At 55.0% G+C, this 2,344-nt stretch carries 2 protein-coding genes; both read right to left on the minus strand.

Going from position 1 to position 2,344, the window contains the following annotated elements; all coding sequences use genetic code 11:
• Positions 1-25: 25 nt before the first annotated feature.
• Positions 26-1,447 (minus strand): DUF4158 domain-containing protein, encoded by a 1,422-nt coding sequence (locus WA429_RS20990; protein WP_336107877.1) that lies wholly within the window; start codon positions 1,445-1,447, stop codon positions 26-28.
• A gap of 9 nt (positions 1,448-1,456) precedes the next feature.
• The gene (locus tag WA429_RS20995; protein ID WP_336107878.1) at positions 1,457-2,305 is read right to left on the minus strand and encodes a site-specific integrase; all 849 of its coding nucleotides are present in this window, start codon (positions 2,303-2,305) and stop codon (positions 1,457-1,459) included.
• Positions 2,306-2,344 lie beyond the last annotated feature (39 nt).

Here is a 2,344-nt window from a genome sequence, read left to right on the forward strand (position 1 = left end):
CACTGGTTGATCTTTTATCGTCACCTCAGAACGATATTCGCATTGCCGGAAAATCAAGCGCCTGGACCATCACACGCTTCGTGGACTTGCCGGTTACCAGCTTCCACCATTTATCTCGAATCCACCGGATGTTCATCACGTTCTTACTTGAAGGGGAGTCGGGGTCACTTAGAATGCACAGGGTTTCAGTGCGGCGCTTTTTGTGCTTGAGGATAAATCGGAAAGCCTTGAGAAGGTCTTTATCTTCAGTGGCCGACGCGAGGTTTAGTATCTCGATCGTGCGAAACAACGTGGCTCGCTGCTTTTTGTACAGCGGCATCATGAAAGGCAGGTAGTTGTTGCCAGCGTAGGCCATGTACTGTTCGCACATCTGCAAGATCAGCTTGCTGTCCTTGCCCAGCACAGGATCGAAGGCGGTCACCGTTTTGGGCTTATCCAGGTATATCTGGATTGTACCGGACAATATCGCAATGAGCCGATCCGTCTGCTTTTGGTGATGAGCCAGATACTCCTCCAGCTTCTTTTCCGCCGTGCGATCCATCTTCTGAAGGAGCTTGATGACGATCTCAGCGGCCTTATCCAGGGTTTGGGCGTACTGATGACGAATCAGCACGATCATCAGTGCCGTGCGTTTGCTCACCTTGAGTTTCATCAGTTCAGCGTGATCGAGAGCCTTGGCTTCGTTGATGAATTGCCGGTGCTTGACAGGTGGCAACCCCAGATCTATGGGTAAGCTATTTTGCAGGGACGTCAGCCATTCCAGATAGGTGATGTAGGCCTGAATATTTCGAGGCGTAGGCCGTTTGGGCTCGTTTTTCAGGGTGTTCCAGCCAAAACCACTCGCACCACCGGCAGATCGGAGCATTTGCCCGATGAGCTGGCGACCTCCGGCCGTCAGATAGCCGCAGAGCTGATCATAGTACCTGTCATTGACTTCTCGGCGCGCCGATTGGCATAGTCGGTCGAGAGCGCTAAATGCAGGCAGTTCGTACTTCTCCTTGACCAGGTACTCCAGGGTGACATTGATGATATCGGCCAATGCCTCTTTGGTGGCGGCCGCCTCCAGCGCCCAGCCCCGCACCAGAGCACCCGTTGTTTCGCTATCGAAAGGTCGAATATTCAGGTACTGGCGAATGAATTTGACGTGCCGAATTTTCGCGCCCGAGGCGAAATAGGTCTGCAGTTCCTTACGAGATGTTCGGGAACGACTGTGAGCTCTGATGTGGTTGAGGATAACGTCTGGCACCTCGCCCAGTGTGGCAAAGCGCCCCAGCCTTTGAACCAGTTTCAGCTGCACCAGTAATCCGAGATACGAGGCGCTGGTACGTTTACAGTGACGTTGGGCGAAGCGAAGCTCTTTGTCTGTCGGCGTATACACATCCCCGACCTCGTGTGGCGAGAGGTCTTTCCTAAGGCGCGGGTACGCGGTGTGGTAGATGGCTACCATGGCAAGTGCTTATTTTGTCTCAGGTGAGTTTGAGGGACCACCGCAAGCCTCGGCTTCGTTCGGCCCGCGTCCAATCCGAAGGCGGGCGAACGGATCAGGTGCATCGATGTAGCGCATTGCGGAATGAACGTCTCTCCATCCCACATACTCCATCAAAGACTTCGTGTCCCAGCGATGATCATTGGCCCAGTTCGCAAACCCTCGGCGCAAGGAATGACTGCTGAACGCGTCCGAACCCTCTATGCCTGCCTCTTGGCAACAAGATCTGACGATGGCGATGATACTGTTCGGGTGCAGTGCTTCGCCCGCAAGCTGACCCCAACGGTTAATGGCCCGGAATACCGGTCCTCGCTTGATCTGTGCCGCATTAGTCCATTCCAAATAGGCTTCTACAGGACACAGCTGTCTGAGTGCCGGCGCTTTGAAATAGCGCCCTTGCCCAGAGCGGTCACTTTTGGTGCGGGATAGGTAAATCTCCATGCCAGAGCCAGGCTCCACCTGGATATGCTCCGCATTGAGCCGCGCCAACTCGTCGCTTCGAAAAGCCCGCCAAAAACCGATCAGCATAAGTGCTTTGTTGCGAAGCGGTTGCAATGGCAACTGGTGTGCATCTTGTCGAGCAATCTGCTGATCAAGGTGCGATACGATGGCCGTCAGCTGCACCAACTGGATGGGCCTGGCCCGCTTTTCTGGGGCCGGGTGCAGTTCGGCAATGCCCTTGAGCACCTTTTTTACATGGGGTGCTTTGGTCGGATCGGGAAAACCTTGCTCAAGGTGCCAGGCCGCCAGACCCGCGAGCCGCTGGCGCAAGGTGTTTAATACCACCCGATCACCAAACGAACCGAATGCCGCCGCCAATCAGGCGGCCGTGGATCCGGCAGATACGGTTAACGGCCC

This window comes from Thalassospira sp. CH_XMU1420-2, from assembly GCF_037029325.1.
Taxonomy (GTDB): Bacteria; Pseudomonadota; Alphaproteobacteria; order Rhodospirillales; family Thalassospiraceae; genus Thalassospira; species Thalassospira povalilytica.